This is a genomic window from Pseudomonas sp. MDV22-iso1 (assembly GCF_058145095.1).
Map to the genome: position 1 here is coordinate 41045 of NZ_JBYVMF010000021.1, position 19011 is coordinate 60055.

General features: G+C 57.3%; 14 protein-coding genes and 1 tRNA gene. 11 read left to right on the forward strand and 4 right to left on the reverse strand.

Translation table 11 applies throughout. From position 1 onward, the window contains the following. The first annotated feature begins 18 nt into the window (after positions 1-18). From glpE to AC3ZVB_RS21645, 5 genes are all read left to right on the forward strand, one after another. Complete coding sequence (gene glpE / locus AC3ZVB_RS21625; RefSeq protein WP_194693796.1) at positions 19-348, forward strand: thiosulfate sulfurtransferase GlpE; 330 nt, start codon at positions 19-21, stop codon at positions 346-348. A 297-nt stretch (positions 349-645) separates the two neighbouring features. Then, positions 646-2568, forward strand: coding sequence for a PrkA family serine protein kinase (locus AC3ZVB_RS21630; RefSeq protein ID WP_046029985.1), 1923 nt, complete (start codon positions 646-648; stop codon positions 2566-2568). Positions 2569-2709: 141 nt separating this feature from the next. Next, positions 2710-3981: a YeaH/YhbH family protein gene (locus AC3ZVB_RS21635; RefSeq protein ID WP_162436261.1), complete on the forward strand. Its 1272-nt coding sequence runs from the start codon at positions 2710-2712 to the stop codon at positions 3979-3981. Next, entirely contained in the window at positions 3978-5540 is a 1563-nt protein-coding gene (locus AC3ZVB_RS21640; RefSeq protein WP_162436260.1) for a SpoVR family protein, read from the forward strand. The genes AC3ZVB_RS21635 and AC3ZVB_RS21640 overlap by 4 nt, the downstream gene beginning before the upstream one ends. 63 nt (positions 5541-5603) lie before the next feature. Beyond that, on the forward strand, positions 5604-6833 hold the full coding sequence (locus AC3ZVB_RS21645) for a multifunctional CCA addition/repair protein (RefSeq protein WP_490147701.1): 1230 nt from the start codon (positions 5604-5606) through the stop codon (positions 6831-6833). A 73-nt stretch (positions 6834-6906) separates the two neighbouring features. Here AC3ZVB_RS21645 and folK read toward each other — a convergent pair whose 3' ends face one another. Both folK and folB read right to left on the reverse strand, forming a co-directional pair. Further along, the gene (gene folK, locus AC3ZVB_RS21650) at positions 6907-7425 is read right to left on the reverse strand and encodes a 2-amino-4-hydroxy-6-hydroxymethyldihydropteridine diphosphokinase (RefSeq protein ID WP_490147702.1); all 519 of its coding nucleotides are present in this window, start codon (positions 7423-7425) and stop codon (positions 6907-6909) included. Beyond that, positions 7416-7772, reverse strand: coding sequence for a dihydroneopterin aldolase (folB, locus tag AC3ZVB_RS21655; protein WP_162436257.1), 357 nt, complete (start codon positions 7770-7772; stop codon positions 7416-7418). Before folB ends, folK begins: the two co-directional genes overlap by 10 nt. 74 nt (positions 7773-7846) lie before the next feature. Between folB and plsY the strand changes: the two genes are divergently transcribed. Beyond that, entirely contained in the window at positions 7847-8416 is a 570-nt protein-coding gene (gene plsY / locus AC3ZVB_RS21660) for a glycerol-3-phosphate 1-O-acyltransferase PlsY (protein WP_490147703.1), read from the forward strand. A 23-nt stretch (positions 8417-8439) separates the two neighbouring features. Here the strand turns inward: plsY and tsaD are convergent, their stop codons facing one another. Beyond that, entirely contained in the window at positions 8440-9465 is a 1026-nt protein-coding gene (gene tsaD, locus AC3ZVB_RS21665) for a tRNA (adenosine(37)-N6)-threonylcarbamoyltransferase complex transferase subunit TsaD (RefSeq protein WP_490147704.1), read from the reverse strand. A gap of 199 nt (positions 9466-9664) precedes the next feature. Between tsaD and rpsU the strand changes: the two genes are divergently transcribed. The 5 genes from rpsU (at position 9665) to AC3ZVB_RS21690 (ending at position 18221) form a co-directional block, all read left to right on the forward strand. After that, a complete protein-coding gene (rpsU, locus tag AC3ZVB_RS21670) occupies positions 9665-9880 on the forward strand; it encodes a 30S ribosomal protein S21 (RefSeq protein ID WP_002551877.1) in 216 nt (71 codons plus the stop codon). 482 nt (positions 9881-10362) lie between these two features. Beyond that, on the forward strand, positions 10363-12342 hold the full coding sequence (dnaG, locus tag AC3ZVB_RS21675; protein WP_194693801.1) for a DNA primase: 1980 nt from the start codon (positions 10363-10365) through the stop codon (positions 12340-12342). Between the two features lie 67 nt (positions 12343-12409). Next, complete coding sequence (rpoD, locus tag AC3ZVB_RS21680; RefSeq protein WP_162436253.1) at positions 12410-14260, forward strand: RNA polymerase sigma factor RpoD; 1851 nt, start codon at positions 12410-12412, stop codon at positions 14258-14260. 122 nt (positions 14261-14382) lie between these two features. Further along, positions 14383-18129, forward strand: a complete 3747-nt coding sequence (locus AC3ZVB_RS21685) for an EAL domain-containing protein (protein WP_194693802.1) — start codon at positions 14383-14385, stop codon at positions 18127-18129. 15 nt (positions 18130-18144) lie between these two features. After that, a tRNA-Ile gene (locus AC3ZVB_RS21690) sits at positions 18145-18221 on the forward strand. Positions 18222-18278: 57 nt separating this feature from the next. On the opposite strand, the gene AC3ZVB_RS21695 is transcribed toward AC3ZVB_RS21690, so the two are convergent. After that, entirely contained in the window at positions 18279-18959 is a 681-nt protein-coding gene (locus tag AC3ZVB_RS21695; RefSeq protein WP_490147705.1) for a peptidase M41, read from the reverse strand. Positions 18960-19011: the final 52 nt, after the last annotated feature.

A 19011-nucleotide genomic window follows, 5' to 3' on the forward strand; every position in this document is an offset into this window, starting at 1 on the left:
GAGCCACAGGAGCCCGCCATGAGCGAATTCAAACGTATCCCCCCAGAACAGGCCCAGGCCCTGCGTGAACAAGGTGCAGTGGTAGTCGATGTTCGCGATCCACAAACCTATGCTGCACTACACATTGCTGGCTCCAAACATCTGGACAACGTTTCCATCTCGGATTTCATCCGGGCAGCCGACCTCGATGCACCGACCGTCGTGGTCTGCTACCACGGCAATTCCAGCCAGGGCGCTGCGGCATATCTGGTTAGTCAGGGCTTCTCCGACGTCTACAGCATGGACGGCGGTTTTGAGTTGTGGCGTACGACCTATCCTTCAGATACCGCGCAAAGCACTTCTGAATAATATTTTTGTAACGCGCAAGCCCCCGTCTCCCGTGGGCTTGCACCGAGGCAGACGAACGGTCAGCCACAACTAATTACGTATCTCGCCTTTACCTCCCGAATTCCCAACTATCCTTAAGCCCAGGCCATCCAAAACAGGGGAGAGCCGGTACACCGGCGCGCGGGTCATCGGGAGTAGCTTTCGCAGTCGTCAGCTGTGAAAGAGTTCTGGGGGGTAAACAGCGACTGCCTGTTCGGTTGCTGCCAGCATCGACTGAGTGATCCGGCGTCGGCTCCACGTATCGAGCGAGGTGACGTCATGAGTATCTTTAGCCACTTCCAACAACGCTTCGAATCCACACGCCAGGAAGAACTCTCGCTGCAAGAGTATCTTGAGCTGTGCAAAAAGGACCGCAGCGCCTATGTATCCGCCGCCGAACGCTTGTTGCTGGCTATCGGTGAACCGGAACTGCTCGACACCTCGACCAACTCGAGGCTGTCGCGAATCTTCTCGAACAAGGTTATTCGTCGCTATCCGGCCTTTGAAGACTTCCACGGGATGGAAGAATGCATCGACCAGATCGTGTCGTATTTCCGTCATGCCGCTCAGGGCCTCGAAGAGAAGAAACAAATCCTCTATCTGCTCGGCCCCGTGGGTGGCGGTAAATCGTCCCTCGCCGAGAAGCTCAAACAGTTGATCGAAAAGGTGCCCTTCTACGCGATCAAGGGCTCACCGGTATTCGAATCGCCCCTGGGTCTGTTCAACGCCACTGAAGATGGCGCGATCCTTGAAGAAGATTTTGGCATTCCGCGTCGCTACCTCAACACCATCATGTCGCCATGGGCGACCAAGCGCCTGGCCGAGTTCGGCGGGGACATCAGCCAGTTCCGCGTGGTGAAGCTTTATCCATCCATTCTCAACCAGATCGCGGTGGCCAAAACCGAGCCGGGAGACGAGAACAACCAGGACATCTCCGCGCTGGTGGGCAAGGTCGATATCCGCAAACTGGAGGAATACCCACAGAACGACGCCGATGCTTACAGCTACTCGGGCGCACTGTGCCGGGCCAACCAGGGCCTGATGGAATTCGTCGAAATGTTCAAGGCGCCGATCAAGGTGCTACACCCGTTGCTGACCGCCACTCAGGAAGGTAACTACAACAGTACCGAAGGATTGGGGGCCATTCCGTTTACCGGGATCCTGCTCGCTCACTCCAACGAATCGGAATGGCACACCTTCCGTAACAACAAGAACAACGAAGCGTTCATCGACCGGATCTACATCGTCAAAGTGCCGTACTGCCTGCGGGTCAGCGACGAGGTGAAGATTTACGACAAGCTGCTGTTCAACAGTTCGCTGGCCAAAGCTCACTGCGCGCCCGACACCTTGAAGATGCTGGCCCAGTTCACCGTGCTCTCGCGCCTCAAAGAACCGGAGAACTCCAACATCTATTCCAAGATGCGGGTGTATGACGGCGAGAACCTCAAGGACACTGATCCGAAAGCCAAATCGATACAGGAATACCGCGATAACGCTGGTGTCGACGAAGGCATGAACGGGCTGTCGACGCGTTTTGCATTCAAGATTCTGTCGAAAGTCTTCAACTTCGATCCGCACGAAATCGCCGCCAACCCGGTCCACCTGCTTTATGTACTTGAGCAGCAGATCGAACAGGAGCAATTCCAGGCCGAGACGCGCGAACGCTACCTGCGCTTCCTCAAGGAATACCTTGCACCGCGTTATATCGAATTCATCGGCAAGGAGATCCAGACCGCCTACCTCGAGTCTTACAGCGAGTACGGCCAGAACATCTTCGATCGCTACGTGCTGTACGCAGACTTCTGGATTCAGGATCAGGAATACCGCGATCCGGAAACCGGCGAGATCCTCAATCGGGTGGCGTTGAACGAAGAGCTGGAAAAGATCGAAAAACCGGCAGGCATCAGCAATCCGAAGGATTTCCGCAACGAAATCGTCAACTTCGTACTGCGCGCCCGCGCCAACAACAATGGCAAGAACCCGACCTGGCTCAGCTACGAAAAACTTCGCGTGGTCATCGAGAAGAAAATGTTCTCCAACACCGAAGACTTGCTGCCAGTTATCAGCTTCAACGCCAAGGCGAGCAAAGAGGATCAACAGAAACACAACGACTTCGTTACACGAATGGTCGAGCGCGGGTACACCGACAAACAGGTACGACTGCTGTCCGAGTGGTATCTGAGGGTTAGAAAGTCCCAATAAGGGAGCGGCAAGCGGCAAGCGGCAGATCAGCAACGAACACGCGCTGTTTGCGTAATTGTGGCCATATGTCGCGCGCCGCTTGTTTCTGAAGCTTCTGTCTTGCAGCTTGAAGCTTATGACTCGAAGCTCCCCGGAGGGCCTATGAGCTATGTGATCGACCGACGTCTCAATGGCAAGAACAAGAGCACGGTGAACCGCCAACGGTTTCTGCGGCGCTACCGTGATCACATCAAGAAAGCCGTCGAAGAGGCGGTCAGCCGGCGTTCCATTACGGACATGGAACATGGCGAACAGATCAGTATTCCCGGTCGTGACATCGACGAGCCGGTGCTTCATCACGGCCGTGGTGGCAAGCAGACTGTCGTGCACCCAGGTAACAAGGAATTCACCAGCGGCGAGCATATTGCACGTCCGCCGGGCGGGGGTGGCGGTAGAGGTCCAGGCAAGGCCGGCAATTCGGGTGAAGGGATGGACGAGTTCGTCTTCCAGATCACCCAGGAGGAATTCCTTGAATTCATGTTCGAGGATCTCGAGTTGCCGAACCTGGTCAAGCGCAACCTGACTGGCACTGACACCTTCAAGACGGTTCGAGCCGGGATCAGTAACGAAGGCAATCCATCGCGGATCAACATCATCCGTACCCTTCGCTCAGCCCATGCCCGACGCATTGCATTGTCCGGCAGCAGCCGGGCAAAGTTGCGTGAAGCGAAAGAGGAACTGCTGCGACTGAGACGGGATGAACCGGATAACTTCGGCGATATTCAAGAAATTGAAGCTGAAATCGAAAAACTCAGCGCGCGAATCCATCGCGTGCCATTTCTCGACACATTCGACCTCAAGTACAACCTGCTCATCAAGCAACCCAACCCCAGCTCGAAAGCAGTGATGTTCTGCCTTATGGACGTTTCCGGCTCCATGACCCAGGCAACCAAGGACATCGCCAAGCGCTTCTTCATCTTGCTGTACCTGTTTCTCAAGCGTAACTACGACAAGATCGACGTCGTGTTCATCCGCCACCACACCAGCGCCCGGGAAGTGGACGAGGAGGAATTCTTCTACTCGCGGGAAACCGGCGGCACCATCGTCTCCAGCGCCTTGAAACTGATGCAGGAGATCATGGCCGAGCGCTATCCAAGCAATGAGTGGAACATCTACGCCGCTCAGGCTTCGGACGGTGACAACTGGAATGACGACTCACCGATCTGCCGCGACATTCTGATCAACCAGATCATGCCGTTCGTGCAGTACTACACTTACGTCGAGATCACCCCACGCGAACATCAGGCTCTGTGGTTCGAGTACGAACGGATTGCCGAAGCCTTCTCTGAAACGTTTGCCCAGCAACAACTGGTCTCGGCCGGCGATATCTATCCGGTCTTCCGTGAACTCTTCCAGCGCAGGTTAGTGACATGACCGCCAAAGAGCAGAAGCGCCAACCCATTTCCACCGGCTCCGAATGGACGTTCGAGCTGATTCAGGCCTACGACCGTGAAATCAGTCGTATTGCAGCTCGCTACGCACTCGATACGTACCCTAACCAGATCGAAGTGATCACTGCTGAGCAGATGATGGATGCCTATGCCTCGGTAGGTATGCCACTGGGTTACCACCACTGGTCCTATGGCAAACACTTCCTGAGCACCGAGAAATCCTACAGTCGAGGCCAGATGGGGCTCGCGTATGAAATCGTGATCAACTCAGACCCGTGCATCGCTTATCTGATGGAAGAAAACACCATCTGCATGCAGGCGTTGGTGGTTGCGCATGCCTGCTACGGGCACAACAGTTTTTTCAAAGGCAACTACCTGTTCCGCACCTGGACGGACGCCAGCTCGATCATTGATTACCTTGTGTTTGCCAAGCAATACATCATGCAGTGCGAAGAGCGCCATGGCATCGATGCTGTCGAGGACCTGCTGGACTCTTGCCATGCATTGATGAACTACGGCGTGGACCGCTACAAGCGCCCCTATCCGATATCAGCGGAAGAGGAACGCCGCCGGCAAAAGGACCGTGAGGAACATTTGCAGAAGCAGATCAACGATCTGTGGCGCACGATTCCAAAAGGCGCGGACAAATACAGCGACAAGGATAACGCACGCTTCCCCGCCGAACCTCAGGAAAATATCCTGTATTTCATCGAAAAACATGCACCTCTGCTCGAGCCATGGCAGCGGGAAATCGTGCGAATCGTGCGCAAGATCGCCCAGTATTTTTATCCGCAACGCCAGACTCAGGTCATGAACGAAGGCTGGGCCACGTTCTGGCACTACACGTTGATGAATGACCTGTATGACGAAGGTCTCGTCACCGACGGTTTCATGATGGAGTTTCTGACGTCACACACAAGTGTGGTCATGCAACCGGGTTTCGACAGCCCTTACTACAGTGGCATCAACCCGTACGCATTGGGTTTTGCCATGTACAGGGACATTCGGCGCATGTGCGAAAGCCCAACGGAGGAGGACTATCGCTGGTTCCCGGAGATTGCCGGTACGGACTGGCTGTCGAGCATCAAATTCGCCATGAGCAGCTTCAAGGACGAGAGCTTCATCCTGCAGTACCTGTCGCCGAAAGTGATTCGCGACCTGAAGCTCTTCAGCATTCTTGACGATGACCAGAAAGACGATCTTCTGGTTCCCGCCATTCATGACGAAGGAGGCTATCGCACTATTCGCGAAACCCTCGCAGCGCAGTACAACCTGGGCAATCGGGAGCCCAATGTGCAGATCTACAGCATCGATCGGCGCGGTGATCGCTCCTTGACGCTGCGTCATCAGCAGCACGACCGCAAGCCATTGGGAGAATCGACCGAGGAAGTGCTCAAGCATCTGCATCGGCTCTGGGGCTTCGACATACACCTGGAAACCCTGCAAGGGGATCAAGTGACGAAAACCCACCACGTGCCGCCAAAAGGTGAGCATTCCGAGAGTGATTATGGCCGCCTGGACTTGGCTGTCATTCATCTTTGAACCGGTTTCGGCCTCCGTTAGCTCGACGCAAAGGTTATCCTGTCGAGCTAACGGAGGTTTTTTATGCAGATTTATAAAGTCGGTGGTGCAGTACGTGACCGCCTGCTGGGCAAACCTGTCACCGACATCGATTGGGTTGTCGTCGGGGCCACCACCGAGGAAATGCTCGCCAAGGGTTTTCGGCCGGTGGGATCTGATTTCCCGGTTTTTCTTCATCCAAAAACCGGCGAGGAATATGCGCTTGCTCGCACTGAACGCAAGAGCGGACGCGGCTATGGCGGCTTCACCTTCCATGCCAGCCCTGAAGTTACCCTTGAAGAAGATCTGGTTCGCCGCGACCTGACAATTAACGCGATGGCCGAAGACGACCAGCAAAATCTGACGGATCCTTACCAAGGTCAGAAAGACTTAAAAGAGCGCCTGCTACGCCACGTTTCCCCGGCGTTTGCCGAAGATCCCCTTCGTGTGTTGCGCGTTGCTCGCTTTGCCGCCCGTTACGCGGCGCTGGGCTTTACCGTCGCGTCCGAGACTTTGGAATTGATGCGTCAGCTCAGCGAGTCCGGCGAGCTGGAAGCCTTGACCGCCGAACGCAGCTGGAAGGAAATTTCTCGCGCCTTGATGGAAGACCAGCCGCAAGTATTCATCGAAGTACTGCGCGAATGCGGCGCGCTCAAGGTCCTGATGCCTGAGGTCGATGCCTTGTTTGGTGTACCGCAGCCTGAAGTTCATCACCCGGAAATCGACACGGGCGCACATACGCTCAGCGTCCTTGAGCAATCGGCCCTCCACAAGCAACCGCTTACGGTACGTTGGGCTTGCCTGCTGCATGATCTGGGCAAAGGCCTGACGCCAAAGGAAGAATGGCCGCGCCACATCGCCCACGAGCACACGGGCCTGAAGCTGATAAAAGCGGTTAACCAACGCTTCAAAGCGCCGCGAGACTGCCAGGAGCTGGCGCTGCTGGTGGGCCAATATCACACCCATGGTCATCGCGCTTTGGAACTGAAGCCTTCGACCTTGCTGGAGTTACTGCAAAGCTTTGACGTCTATCGGCGACCACAGCGGTTCGAAGAGTTTATAGCGGCGTGCGAGATGGACGCTCGAGGACGCAAAGGTCTGGAGCAGAGAAGTTATCCACAAGCGGATTATTTGCGTGGCGCGGCAACTGCCGCCAGAAGTGTGGCCGTTCAACCGTTGCTGGAGAAAGGATTCAAGGGACCAGAGCTGGGGGAAGCGATCAAGCGTGAGCGTTTGAAAGCGCTCAAGGCTTACAAGGAAGCCGCCTCGGCTTGAAAAGCATCGCGGGCTTGCCCGCTCCCGCAGGTACGGTGTCGACCTTGTGGAAGCGGGCTTGCCTGCGATAGCGTCACAGCAATTCTAAGGGGGTCAGCTGCTCACCGCGCCACTCGAATGCCACTGGCGCCAACACTTGATCGATCTGCGCCTCGCGCCACAACGTCGCAAAGCTTTTGCCTACGCCCGGATGCACGCGATCCGCGGCAATGAGCGACAAGGGCCACAGCACGAAGGCATTTTTCAGGATTTCTGCTCGCGGCAGGATCAAGCCATCGAAGTTGCCTACCAGGTCGCCGAACAGCAACACATCGATGTCCAGGGGCAAACCCTTGCGGTCCGGTGCGTAGCGACCATTGTCCGCCTCGATGAATTTCAGCCGTCGATCAAGCTCCATCAACGGCAGGTCGGTAAACGCCGAAACCACGAAGTTGAAAAATGGCCCGCTCTTGATCCCCACCGGCTGGCTTTCGAAGACTGCCGAGCAGCGGATATCCACCAGAAAACCCGCGAGCGCATCCAGACCCGCCTGTAGATGGGTTTCGCGCTCGATATTGCTACCGAGCCCGAGATACACCTGAGTCAGCGACATCCGCGCTCGATCTCCACGCCCACACCACCTTTGGCAGCGGGAACCGCACCAGGCTTTGTCAGCTTGAGGCGCACCCAAGTGACCTTGAATTCACTCATCAATACTTCAACCAGGCGCTCGGCGAAGGTTTCGACCAACTGAAACTGAGCCTGCTCGGCAAACGCCTGAATGCGCGACGAGACGCTGGCGTAATCAAGTGCCAAGGTCAGGTCGTCACCGGCGGCAGCAGGGCGGTTGTCCCAGGCAAAACTCAGATCAAGACGCAAGCACTGTCGGATGCCTCGTTCCCAGTCGTAGGCACCAATCACGGTGTCGACTTCCAGGCCCTCGATAAACACTCTGTCCAAGCACTTCTCTCCGCTGCACGACAAGGGCGCAATGCGCCGTTAGAATCAGGGCGTCCTTGCCCGGAATAGTTAGCATGTTTTGGTTACTGGCGACTTTCGCCTACCTGCTCGGCTCGCTGTCCTTCGCCATTTTGCTCAGCCGCCTGACCGGTAACCCCGATCCGCGAATGAGTGGCTCAGGCAATGCCGGCGCCACCAATATGTTGCGCCTGGCGGGCAAAAAACTCGCCGTGCTGACCTTGCTGGGCGACCTCTGCAAGGGCTTGCTGCCAGTACTGATCGCAAGTCTTGCAGGCCTTTCACTGCAAGAACAGGCCTGGATCGGCATCTGCGCCGTCATCGGTCATCTGTTCCCGCTGTATTTCCGCTTTCGTGGCGGCAAAGGCGTCGCCACCGCTGCCGGCATGCTGTTGGGCCTCTACCCGCCCGCCGCGTTGCTGGCGGTTTGTGCGTGGCTCCTGACGTTCTACCTGACCCGTACCAGCTCACTGGCGGCACTGATCGCCACACCGCTGACCCTGCCCCTGCTCGCCTGGCAAGAGCCGGCGGCATTGCTGCCCATGAGCGTGCTCACCGGGCTGATTGTCTGGCGTCACCGCGGCAATCTACGCGACCTGTTTGCCGGGCGCGAACGGCATTTTTAAATGCCGCGCATGAGTACCGCTCATCAGAGTGGCGACAACTGCTCCATCGGCCACCGCGCCTGCACGCTGATCACCAGACTTTCGTGCTGGCCGGCTTGCAGTCGCTGGCAACCGGCAAACGCGATCATCGCCCCGTTGTCGGTACAAAACTCCGGACGCGCGTAAAACACATCGCCTTTCAAGTCGCCGAGCATCTTTTCCAGCGAAGTGCGCAGGGCCTTGTTGGCGCTGACGCCTCCAGCGATCACCAGACGCTTCATACCCGCCTGTTTCAGGGCACGCTTGCACTTGATGGTCAAAGTCTCCACCACGGCCTGCTGGAACGCCAGCGAGATGTCGCAACGGGCTTGATCACTGTCGTCCCCGGCACTGACACACTGCTGCCAGGTGTTCAGGGCGAAGGTTTTCAGACCACTGAAACTGAAAGCCAGACCCGGCCGGTCGCACATCGGACGCGGGAACGTGAAACGTCCTGCTACTCCCTGCTCCGCCAGGCGCGCAATTTCCGGCCCACCCGGATAATTGAGGCCCATCATCTTCGCGGTTTTGTCGAAGGCTTCACCAGCGGCGTCATCAAGAGTCTCGCCCAACAGGGTGTATTGACCGATTCCGTCGACCTGAACCAACTGCGTATGACCGCCCGACACCAACAAAGCGACGAACGGAAATTGGGGGGGCTGCGCCTCCAGCATGGGCGCCAGCAAGTGACCTTCCATGTGGTGCACGCCCAACGCTGGAATGCCCCAGGCAAAGGCCAACGCCTGGGCGCACGAAGCACCCACGAGCAAGGCACCCACCAGGCCAGGACCCGCGGTATAAGCGATGGCGTCGATCTCGGTAGGCACACAGCCCGCCTCTGCCAACACCTGGCGAATCAAGGGCAGCATGCGCTTGACGTGATCACGCGAGGCCAGCTCCGGCACCACACCGCCATAGGCACGATGCAGGTCAATCTGGCTAAACAGCGCGTCGGCCAACAAACCGCGCTCACTGTCGTAAAGTGCGACACCAGTTTCGTCGCAAGAGGTCTCTAATCCCAGTACTAGCATGGGTTTGCGCCTTGTTTAGGCTGAATTCGAAGGCGCGCATAATAGTCCCCACGCGATGCCCCGACCAGCGGTTTTCGATCAGAGGCTTTGCATTCCGAGCGATGAGGGGTTAACATCCGCAACCCTTAAAAACCGACGTCTTCAAGTGCTCTTTTGCCGCGAGGATGTTGACCCCGGTAATGAATGAAGGTAGCTCTGGATGCCAGCCGTCAAAGTAAAAGAGAACGAACCCTTCGACGTAGCTCTGCGTCGTTTCAAGCGCTCCTGCGAAAAAGCCGGTGTACTGGCTGAAGTTCGTAGCCGCGAATTTTATGAGAAGCCAACTTCTGAGCGTAAGCGCAAAGCAGCAGCCGCTGTTAAGCGTCACGCGAAGAAAGTTCAGCGCGAACAGCGCCGCGCCGTTCGTCTGTACTAATACACAGACGTTCGTAGCAAGCTTCTGCCAAGCCCGGCCCTCAGCCGGGCTTATGGCATTTGCGGAAAACGCTTGATGCTTCACCGTCAAAGTCGCAGACGCGACCTAGACAAATCTGCTTCACAGCGTCAGACCTGGCTCTTTTGCCAGCGGTGCACGTCTTTTCTGACGAGCCTTCCAAGGCTACTGACGAGCACACCCACTGATTCCTCTCACGACGATCAGCCCAAGGCACCTTCTTGCGTGCCCGCTTATGAGCTATCCGAGGCCATTGACTGGCCGTTGCGGAGTTCAGCGCAATACTTTCAAAAAGTCGAATACTGATTGGTACTAACGTCAGTGGATTTTCGGCAGATACACTTCCCGACAGCGATTACGCAAACGACACCGTTTGAGCCGCCAACCTTGCGCGTCTCAAGCAACGAACCACGCTCGTTCGTCGTAAGTTTTGGATCCACTTCATCGCAGATGACGAGAACGCCATGGCCGGGCTAATTCCCCAGAGCTTCATTGACGACCTTCTGAACCGCACCGACATCGTCGATGTAGTCAGCTCGCGCCTGCAAATGAAAAAAGCCGGCAAGAACTACACCGCCTGCTGCCCGTTCCACAAAGAGAAAACCCCCTCCTTCAGCGTCAGTCCCGACAAGCAGTTCTATTATTGCTTCGGCTGCGGCGCTGGCGGCAATGCACTCGGCTTCATGATGGACCACGACAACCTGGACTTCATCCAGGCTGTCGAAGAACTGGCCAAAGCCGCGGGCATGGAAATACCCCGAGAAGAAAGTGGCCGACCGCATAAACCGCGACAGCCAACCGACTCTCCGCTGTACCCACTGCTCACCGCCGCTGCCGACTTTTATCGTCAGGCACTCAAAAGCCATCCATCGCGCAAAGCCGCTGTGGATTACTTGAAGGGACGTGGATTGACGGGCGAGATCGCACGGGACTTCGGTCTCGGCTTCGCGCCACCCGGCTGGGACAACCTGTTCAAACACTTGAGCAGCGATACCCTGCAACAGAAAGCCATGGTCGACGCCGGCCTATTGATCGAGAACGCCGAAACAGGCAAACGCTATGACCGCTTTCGCGATCGTGTCATGTTCCCGATTCGCGATAGCCGGGGGCGCATCATCGCGTTCGGCGGCCGGGTATTGGGCGACGACAAACCGAAGTACCTGAACTCTCCAGAGACCCCGGTCTTCCATAAAGGCCAGGAGCTCTACGGCCTTTATGAAGCGCGCAAGAACAACCGCAACCTGGACGAAATCATTGTTGTCGAAGGCTACATGGACGTTATTGCCCTCGCCCAACAAGGCCTGCGCAACGCCGTCGCCACCCTGGGCACCGCCACCAGCGAAGAGCACTTGAAGCGACTGTTTCGCGTCGTGCCCAACGTGCTGTTTTGCTTCGATGGCGACCAGGCTGGCCGCAATGCTGCCTGGCGTGCACTGGAAGCGACGCTGCCGTGCCTGCAGGACGGACGTCGCGCTCGCTTTCTTTTCCTGCCCGAGGGCGAAGACCCGGACACCCTGGTTCGCTCCGAAGGCACTGACGCGTTCCGGGCTCGCATCAATCAGCACGCTCAACCGCTGGCCGATTACTTTTTTCAGCAGTTGACCGAAGAGTCGGACCCACGCTCGCTTGAAGGCAAGGCCCACATGGCCACCCTCGCTGCACCGCTGATCGACAAGGTGCCGGGTGCAAACCTGCGCATCCTGATGCGTCAGCGCCTGACCGAAATTACCGGCCTGAGTGGCGAAGCGGTCAGCCAGCTGGTGCAAAGCGCACCGCAAGATGCGCCGCCGGCCTACGATCCGGGCATCGATTACGATGTCATGCCTGACTACAGCGACTACCATCAGCCGCAAGCGCAAGACATGTACGCGCCGCAGCAGGAATGGACGCCGAAAAAACCCGGCGCTGGTGGCAAAAAGTGGGACAAGAAGCCTTGGGACAAGAATGGCAAACGCGGCGGTGATCGTGATCAACCCCGCGCGCCACGCACGCCGATTGCGGTGGAAGCCCCGACGCTGATCGCGCTGCGCACCCTTATTCATCATCCCGATCTGGCTGGCAGGGTAGAAACCGCCGACCACTTCGCCAATGAAAGCAACACATACGCACAGTTGCTGGTCGCCCTTATCGGGGCCGTGCAAAAAAATCCTAAGCTAAACTCAATTCAGTTGATGGCCCGCTGGCACGGGACCGAACAGGGGCGATTGCTCAAGGCATTAGCGGAAAAGGAATGGCTGATTGATGGCGACAACCTTGAACAACAGTTTTTAGACACCATTACTAGGTTATCGGCAGCTCAACACACGGATAGCCTGGAAGCACTCATCAGAAAAGCCAGGCAGCCAGGATTGAGTGCAGAGGAAGCAAATCAGATCGCAAATCAGATGCGCGACCTATTAAAACGCAATATGGCTGTATCAAACCCGACCTCAACTGGCGCGTGAGGTCATAGCTCAGGTATAATCCTCGGCTTGTTTTTTGCCCGCCAAGACCTTCAGTGGATAGGGTGTTATGTCCGGAAAAGCGCAACAGCAGTCTCGTATCAAAGAGTTGATCACACTTGGTCGTGAGCAGGGCTACCTGACTTACGCGGAGGTCAACGACCACCTGCCGGAGGATATTTCAGATCCGGAACAGGTGGAAGACATCATCCGCATGATCAACGACATGGGGATCAACGTATTCGAGGTTGCGCCAGATAAGGATTCCCTTATGCTGGCCGACGCCGATACCGACGAAGCCGCGGCCGAAGAGGCAGCAGCAGCGTTGGCAGCGGTCGAGACCGACATTGGTCGCACCACCGACCCAGTGCGCATGTACATGCGTGAAATGGGTACGGTAGAGCTCCTCACACGTGAAGGCGAAATCGAAATCGCCAAACGTATTGAAGAGGGCATCCGCGAAGTGATGGGCGCAATTGCGCACTTCCCTGGCACGGTTGACCATATTCTCTCCGAATACACTCGCGTCACCACCGAAGGTGGCCGCCTGTCCGACGTCCTGAGCGGTTATATCGACCCGGACGACGGCATTGCGCCGCCTGCTGCAGAAGTGCCACCGCCTGTCGATCCGAAAGCCGTGAAAGCGGACGACGACACCGAAGACGATGACGCCGAAGCAACGACTGATGACGAAGAAGAAGCCGAAAGCGGTCCGGATCCGGTCATCGCAGCACAGCGTTTTGGCGCTGTCTCCGATCAGATGGAAATCACCCGCAAGGCGCTGAAAAAGCACGGTCGTGGTAACAAGCTGGCAATCGCCGAGCTGGTGCTTCTGGCTGAGCTGTTCATGCCGATCAAACTGGTTCCGAAGCAATTCGAAGGCCTGGTCGAGCGTGTTCGCAGTGCCCTGGATCGTCTGCGTCAGCAAGAGCGCGCGATCATGCAGCTTTGTGTTCGTGATGCTCGCATGCCACGTGCCGACTTCCTGCGCCAGTTCCCGGGCAACGAAGTTGACGAAAGCTGGACCGATGCGCTGGCTAAAGGCAAAAGCAAATACGCTGAAGCCATTGGTCGCCTGCAGCCGGACATCATTCGTTGCCAGCAAAAGCTGACCGCGCTGCAAACCGAAACCGGTTTGACGATTGCCGAGATCAAGGACATCAACCGTCGCATGTCGATCGGTGAGGCCAAGGCCCGCCGCGCGAAGAAAGAGATGGTAGAAGCGAACTTGCGTCTGGTGATCTCCATCGCCAAGAAGTACACCAACCGTGGCCTGCAATTCCTCGATCTGATTCAGGAAGGCAACATCGGTTTGATGAAAGCGGTAGACAAGTTCGAATACCGTCGCGGCTACAAGTTCTCGACTTATGCCACCTGGTGGATCCGTCAGGCGATCACTCGCTCGATCGCCGACCAGGCCCGCACCATCCGTATTCCGGTGCACATGATCGAGACGATCAACAAGCTCAACCGCATTTCCCGGCAGATGTTGCAGGAAATGGGTCGCGAACCGACCCCGGAAGAGCTGGGCGAACGCATGGAAATGCCTGAGGACAAGATCCGCAAGGTATTGAAGATCGCTAAAGAGCCGATCTCCATGGAAACCCCGATCGGTGATGACGAAGACTCCCATCTGGGTGACTTCATCGAAGACTCGACCATGCAGTCGCCAATCGATGTCGCCACCGTTGAGAGCCTTAAAGAAGCGACTCGCGAAGTACTCTCCGGCCTCACTGCCCGTGAAGCCAAGGTCCTGCGCATGCGCTTCGGTATCGACATGAATACCGACCACACCCTCGAGGAGGTTGGTAAGCAGTTCGACGTGACCCGTGAACGGATTCGTCAGATCGAAGCCAAGGCGCTGCGCAAGCTGCGCCACCCGACGAGAAGCGAGCATTTGCGCTCCTTCCTCGACGAGTGACAACAAAACCCCCGGCCCAGGCCGGGGGTTTTGCTTTATGCAGATTAAATCCCCCGCGCCTCCCTCCCGCCGAATTGCCCGTCTACACTCGAAACATTCCCCCGAGCCATAACGAGACCGTTATGCCCAGACTGCCGACCGTGCTTTTTTTGCTGTCGCTGATGACCTGGACCGCAACGGCTGGCGCGCTGACTCTGACCGACGAAGAACGTAGCTGGCTGACGGCCCACCCAGACCTGCGTCTGGGTGTAGATGCGTCGTGGCCACCCTTTGAGTACCGCGACGACCAGGGCCGTTACCAGGGCCTTGCAGCGGACTATATCGACATGATCCGCCAACGCCTGTCCATCAAGCTCACCCCCATCGAGCCCGTTAACTGGACAGTCGTTCTGGAGCAGGTCAAACAAGGCAAAATCGATCTGTTGCCAGGCATCATGTCGACTCCGGAACGCCAGACCTATCTGTCGTTCACTCGCCCTTACCTGGACTTCCCGATCGTCATCCTTGCCCACGTCGGCGGCGCCCAACCACGCAAAATCGAGGACCTGTACGGACTGAAAATTGCCGTCGTCGAGAACTATGCCCCTCACGAACTGCTGCGCAATCATCATCCCGACCTGAATCTGGTGGCGATGCCCAACGTCAGCTCGGCTTTGCAGGCACTGGCGACCGACGAAGTAGACGCGGTGGTCGGCGATCTCGCCTCCAGCGTCTGGAGCCTGCGTCAGCTCAAGCTTGAAGGCCTCTATGTCAGTGGCGAGACCCCCTACCGCTACCAACTGGCAATGGCCGTACCCAAGGACAACAAGGTACTGGTCGGCATTCTGGACAAAGTCCTGGCAGACATGTCCCCGTCTGAAATCAGTGCCATTCAGGAACACTGGGTAGGCAACGTCCTCGATCACCGGACTTTCTGGTCAGATCTGCTGGTGTATGGCCTGCCGGGACTGCTGTTGCTGATCACCGTGCTGGCCATGGTGATCCGTATCAACCGCCGACTCAGCTCGGAAATCGCCAGGCGCGTCGATCTGGAACAGGAACTGCGTAGCAGCGAGTACCACTACCGCGGGCTGGTGGAGAGCCTTTCCGCGATTGCCTGGGAAGCGCGCATCAGCGACTTCACCTACAGCTACGTGTCGCCCCATGCCGAAGACTTGCTCGGTTACCCACTGTCCCACTGGCTGATTCCGGGCTTCTGGCGCAGCATCATTCACCCCGCCGACCTTACCCGCACTCAAACCTTCTGCGATCACGAAGTATTGGCCGGTCGCGATCACACGGTGGATTACCGGGTAATCACCGCTGACGGCAGGTGCCTGTGGGTGCGCGATATTGTCAGCTTGATCGAACATGGCCATGAACCGGTCCTGCGCGGCTTGATGATCGACATCAGTGACGCCAAGCGCACCGAAGAAGCCTTGCGCCTCTCGGAGCAGAAATTTGCTTCGGTGTTCCAGCAATGCCCCGACATCCTGGTGATTGCGCGACTCTCCGACGGCTGCCTGATGGAGGTCAACGAGGCGTTCGAAGAACAGATCGGCCTCACCGCTCAAGAAGTCATCGGCCAGACGGCCACCGACCTGAACATCTGGGGCATTCCCGGCGTCGGCCCGGGACTGCTGCAGCGGTTGCAGGCCGGTAGCATTCGCAACCTGGAAATGCCCTTTCGCCGCAACAATGGCCAGGTGTTTACCGGCCTGATCTCGGCCGAACCGTTCGATCTGGTTACCACCCCGGCACTGGTCGTGGTCGTGCGTGACATCAGCCAACTCAAGGAAACGCAGCAGCAACTGCAAATCTCCGAAGAGAAATTTGCCAAGGCCTTCCATGCGTCCCCGGACGGATTACTACTGTCGCGTCAAAGCGACGGCTTGCTTCTGGAAGTCAACGACGGCTTCAGCCGCATTACCGGTTTCAACAGCGCGATGTCGGTAGACAGGTCGTCTCTGGAGCTCGGGATCTGGGTCAACCTCAACGAGCGCAAGCAGATGCTCGATTTGCTCAAGCGAGACGGCTTCGTCCGTGACTTCAGTTGCCACATCCGCCGCAGCGATGGGCAAATCCGTCTCTGCGAAGTGTCCAGTCGCCCGCTGCCGATCGGCAATGAAGACTGCATGCTTACCATCGCCCGGGACATCACCGAGCGCCACCTCATGCAGGAAAAACTGCAACAGGCCGCCACCGTATTCGAAAGCACCGCCGAAGGTGTGTTGATCACCGACACCCAGCAGCACATCAGCGCGGTCAATCGCGCGTTTACCGAAATCACGGGCTACAGCGAAAGCGAAGCATTGGGCCACACCCCTCGCCTGCTCGCCTCAGGCCTGCACGACAGTGCTTTCTATGCCGCAATGTGGCATCAACTCACCGCCGAAGGGCATTGGCAGGGCGAGATTTCCAACCGGCGCAAAAATGGCGAGCTGTACCCGAGCTGGCTAACGATCAGCGCGGTGCGCAACCGGGACAAATTCATTACTCACTTTGTCGCCGTGTTTGCGGACATCTCCAGCCTCAAGCATGCCCAGGCCAAGCTCGACTACCAGGCGCACCACGATCCGTTGACCGGGCTGCCCAACCGCACACTGTTCGAAAGCCGACTGCTCACCGCACTCAACAATCAACAAGAAAACGGCGGTCAGGGCGCCGTGCTTTTCCTCGATCTGGATCGCTTCAAACACATCAATGACAGCCTTGGTCATCCGGTCGGCGACTTGCTGCTCAAAGGCATTGCCGTTCGATTGAAAGAGCAGCTGCGCGACATCGACACCGTGGCGCGACTGGGAGGCGACGAATTCATCATCCTGCTTCCCGGCCTGCAACAGTCCAGCGACGCCGATAACATTGCCAATAAACTGCTGAATTGCTTCGCCGCCCCTTTCCAGGCCGGTGAGCACGAGTTTTTCATCAGCGCCAGTATCGGCACCAGCCTGTATCCACAGGACGGCTGCGACGTCGCCACGCTGGTCAAAAACGCCGACGCCGCGATGTACCGCTCGAAGGCAAAGGGTCGCAACAGGGTTGAAAGTTACACACGCGACCTCACCGCTCAAGCCAGCGAACGCGTGGCGCTGGAACACGAACTGCGACGCGCCATCGAGCGCAACGAGCTGCACCTCCATTACCAGCCGAAAATCAGCCTCGACGACCATCGCCTGGTCGGGGCCGAAGCGCTCATTCGCTGGCGTCATCCAACTTTCGGCGATGTACCGCCGGAACACTTCATTCCGCTGGCCGAAGAAAACGGCATGATCCTGCAAATCGGCGACTGGGTGCTCGAAACCGCCTGCCGACAGATGTTCGAATGGAACCAGGTCTACCAGCCCTTGGGCCCGCTGTCGGTCAACCTCGCGGGTGCACAACTGCGCCAGCCAAACCTGCTGGGACGCATCGAGCAACTGCTCAAGGACAACCGGCTCAGACCCGATCTATTGCAACTGGAAATTACCGAAAACTTCATCATGAGCCAGGCCGAAGAAGCCTTGGCCGTGCTGCACCAACTAAAATACCTGGGTGTGCAGCTGGCGATTGATGATTTCGGAACCGGTTATTCGTCCCTGAGTTATCTCAAACGCCTACCCCTGGACATCCTGAAAATCGATCAGTCTTTCGTCCGGGGCCTGCCTGATGACCCCCACGACGTGGCGATCGTGCGAGCAATCATTGCCTTGGGAAGCAGCATGCAATTCACCGTGATCGCCGAGGGCGTCGAGACGCAGGCGCAGCAACACTTCCTCGCGGCGGAAGGTTGCGAACAGATCCAGGGCTACATCGTCAGCTTGCCACTTCCACCGGACGAATTCGCCGAGACGTTTCTTCGTATAGCAGTTTCAGACTTTTCGGATAGCACAGCAGAGAAACCGTCGTTATAATCCGCGACCTACTGAGGGCCTATAGCTCAGTTGGTTAGAGCAGAGGACTCATAATCCTTTGGTCCACGGTTCAAGTCCGTGTGGGCCCACCAAACAAAAAAGCCGCGCAATTGCGCGGCTTTTTCGTGTCTGACGTTTGGTTGTGTTTGTTATTTGCGGCGCTGAACAACATCACTGCAACTGTCAGTCCAAACACTGGACGAAGGGATGGCTTGCACCGCGCGCAGCCGCTCCAGCATCGGCCCGGTGTACACAACCTCATACATATCCGCCGCTCGCCCCCATTGCTCCACCAGAGTCATCGCGTCCACCAGCGTCCCTGCCAGTTCCGATATCGTATCGGCCTGATCTTCGATGATTTCCTGAGTCCGAAACCACAGCCGATCAGTCATCGCTTTAAGCTGCGCCTCTATGCGCTCGCCCGACGCAGGAATGGTTTGCGGGTAGGCGATGTTGCGCAGCAGATGCTGAAGCTCCCTGATTTTTGCGTAATCCTGCTCAGCACCCTGCTCACCTTTAAGGATGGCTGTGGCTTTGGGCTTATCGACGCGCTTGGCGGCTGAAGGTTTTGAAGGCAGTGTTTGCGCCATCGCGCCAGCCAGGAGAACCATCATCCGGGCGCCCAAATGTTCCCTCATGGCCTCCATCGATGCAATTGGCCGCACCAAGCCAATGGAAGCGCCACCTTTATGCCTCAAGTCTCTCGTCACCATCAGGGTCACACCGCCCGTTTCAAATCCCAGCGCGCGGGCCACGACGTAGTGTCCCATTTCGTGTTGGGCAACTTGCAACGCACGGTCGCGTACTGCGGTAGGTAGCGTTGTTGTCATGCCCTTCACCTCGCACCTTCGCCTGCCTCAATCCTAGTCGATTTTTACACCC